This is a genomic window from Bradyrhizobium sp. DN3, assembly GCF_041357655.1.
Taxonomy (GTDB): Bacteria; Pseudomonadota; Alphaproteobacteria; order Rhizobiales; family Xanthobacteraceae; genus Bradyrhizobium.
The window spans coordinates 1-2,532 of the sequence record NZ_JAULLN010000073.1 but is presented as its reverse complement, the minus strand read 5'-3'; the positions used below and the strand labels follow the sequence as shown (position 1 = coordinate 2,532).

3 protein-coding genes are annotated in these 2,532 nt (G+C 63.0%); all 3 read right to left on the bottom strand.

What is annotated here, in order from left to right; genetic code table 11:
• Window positions 1-33: 33 nt before the first annotated feature.
• Window positions 34-1,662, bottom strand: a complete 1,629-nt coding sequence (tnpC, locus tag AAE027_RS39375; protein WP_370991163.1) for an IS66 family transposase — start codon at window positions 1,660-1,662, stop codon at window positions 34-36.
• Window positions 1,663-1,730: 68 nt separating this feature from the next.
• Window positions 1,731-2,078: an IS66 family insertion sequence element accessory protein TnpB gene (gene tnpB, locus AAE027_RS39370; RefSeq protein ID WP_038388978.1), complete on the bottom strand. Its 348-nt coding sequence runs from the start codon at window positions 2,076-2,078 to the stop codon at window positions 1,731-1,733.
• The gene (tnpA, locus tag AAE027_RS39365; RefSeq protein ID WP_370991164.1) at window positions 2,075-2,473 is read right to left on the bottom strand and encodes an IS66-like element accessory protein TnpA; all 399 of its coding nucleotides are present in this window, start codon (window positions 2,471-2,473) and stop codon (window positions 2,075-2,077) included. Before tnpA ends, tnpB begins: the two co-directional genes overlap by 4 nt.
• Window positions 2,474-2,532: the final 59 nt, after the last annotated feature.

Genomic DNA, 2,532 nt, shown 5'->3' with positions numbered 1-2,532 from the left:
GTAAGCATCCGGTGAGGACCGCGGGGCCGTCAGTCAGGCAGCCTGATTGGCTTGCTTGTTCTGGTCGCGCCAATTCCAGGGTAGGAGCTCGTCGAGCCTTTGAGCTGGATGTGCGGCGATGCGTGCCAGGACGTCGGCGAGCCAGGCTTGTGGATCCACATCGTTCATTTTGGCCGTGACGATCAGGCTGTACATCTTCGCAGCACGGACACCACCGCGATCGGAGCCGCAGAACAGCCACGACTTCCGTCCCAGAGCGATACCGCGCAGAGCTCGTTCGGCGGCGTTGTTCGACAGGCAGATGCGTCCGTCGTCGAGGAAGCGGGTGAACGCGCTCCAGCGCTTGAGCATGTAATCCATCGCCTTGGCGACATCGTTGCGCCGGGAGAGCTTGGCACGTTGCTCACGCATCCAGGCTTTCAGATCGGCAACCAGCGGCGCGCTCAGCTCCTGGCGGACGGCTCGGCGCCGTTCGGGCGTCTGGCCGTTGATGCCTCGCTCGATCTCGAACAAGGCGTCGATCCGGCGGACCGCTTCCAGCGCCAGAGGCGAGATCACCGCTGGCTTTTTGCCTTGCACCTTGCGGCGCGCATTCTCCGCCAGATCAGCCATCACGAAGAACGGCCGTCTGGCATGGACCCAGCATGCGGCTTCCAGGATCGGACCTGCGTTGCGGCCCGGGTCGTAAAGCTTGCCATAGCCGCTATAGGCGTCGGCCTGGAAGATGCCGGTGTAGCCGGCTAGGTGGGCCTGGGGATGCTCGCCGGCGCGATCGCGCGAGTAATAAAACACTGCCCCCGGCGGAGCCTGCCCGCCAAACGGCTTGTCGTCGCGCACATAGACCCAGATCCGGCCGGTATCGGTCTTGCCTTTGGCCAGGACCGGCACCGTCGTGTCGTCCCCGTGCAATCGCTCGGCGTTCAGCACATGAGCCTCGAGGCGGCGGAACAAGGGCGTCAGCGCCACCGTACAGCCGCCGACCTGATCGGCGAGGGTCGATAGGCTGATAGGCACACCTTCCCTGGCATAACGTTCGGCCTGCCGGTTCAGCGGCTGGTGCTGGCCGAACTTCTCGAACAGCACCATGGCCAGCAGGCTAGGTCCCGCCCAGCCGCGAGCAATCACATGGAAGGGCGCCGGAGCCTGGCTGATCTTCTCGCAATCACGGCAAGTGAACTTCTCGCGGACGTGCTGGATCACCTTCCAGGATTTCGGGATCACCTCCAGCGTCTCAGTGACGTCCTCACCGAGCTTGGACAACCGCGAGCCACCGCAGCAGGCGCACGTCACAGGTCCTGGCACAAGCACCCGCTCGCGAGGCAGATGGTCCGGGAACGGCTGGCGCGATGGCCTCTTGCGCGTGAACGAGGCCACCTTCGTGGTCCTGGTCGCGGCCATTTCAGCTTCGAGCTCGTCCTCCGTCGCCGAACTCTCCAGCTCCTCCAGCGTCAGTTCGAGCTGATCCAATAGCCGTGCGGTACGCTCCGAGCGCGGGCCATAACGATCACGGTTCAGCTTTTTGATCTGCAGTTTGAGGTGAGCGATCAGCGCATGATCGTCGGACTGCTGGGCGCGAACACTGGCAAGTTCGGCGCGCGCTGCCAGCAACGCCGCCTGCAGCGCCTCAATGTCTTCCGGCAGATTTTCGCGACGCTCACCCATGCAGATGGAATCACAAAAGCCGCGATTTGGCGCCCGCTTTTTGCAATCTCACGGGATTATTGCGCAACCTATCCGGCGCTCTGCGGCCGCCAGCTGTGTTGCGGGTTGCGCCAGTCGATCGCCTCCAGCAAATAGCCCATCTGAGCTGCAGTCAGCGACACCACGCCGTCCACCGTCGCCGGCCAGATGAACCGGCCACGGTCCAGCCGCTTGGCGTAGAGCGACAGCCCGACTCCGTCGTGCCAAAGCGCCTTGATCAGGGTGCCGGCGCGACCACGGAACACAAAGACGTCGCCGGCAAAGGGGTCTCGCCCAAGCCCCTCCTGCACCAGCAATGCCAAACCCTGCATGCCTTTGCGCATGTCGGTGTGACCGGTTGCAATCCAGATTCTCGCCCCTGCTGCGATCGGGATCATCGCCGCTCCAGCAGATCCAACACTTGCGACAACGCGGTCATATCAACGCCGGCGTCCACGATCACGCGACAGCCGTTGCCGACAACAATCTCAATGCGCCCACTTGCCGGCACGGCTAAAACTGCCGTCCGCGCTGAAGGCGGCGTTACCATCGCTGGTACAAACGCAGGCTGAGGATCTTCATTATCGCTCGGCCGTGTCCCGAACGATCGCCGCCAAGTCAACAGGAGCGAGCGCGAGATCCCATATCGTCGTGCTGTAGATGAGACGGAGCGCGGGGTTTGCAAACTCTCCAAAACGATCTTGAGCTTCTCGTCATCGGTCCACCGACGGCGCCGGCCCGTCTCAACAACCTCGAACCGTTCAATCTGAGCACTGCACTTATTGCTGTCCATAAGGGCTGTTACACAGCAGTCGTCTCAACCCGACAAGGCGGCCCTCACCGGAGGGAGAC

Coding starts and splice junctions, on each gene's coding strand:
- tnpB (WP_038388978.1), bottom strand. CDS start 2,078: ATGATCCCGATCGCAGCAGGGGCGAGAATCTGGATTGCAACCGGTCAC.
- tnpA (WP_370991164.1), bottom strand. CDS start 2,473: ATGGACAGCAATAAGTGCAGTGCTCAGATTGAACGGTTCGAGGTTGTT.
- tnpC (WP_370991163.1), bottom strand. CDS start 1,662: ATGGGTGAGCGTCGCGAAAATCTGCCGGAAGACATTGAGGCGCTGCAG.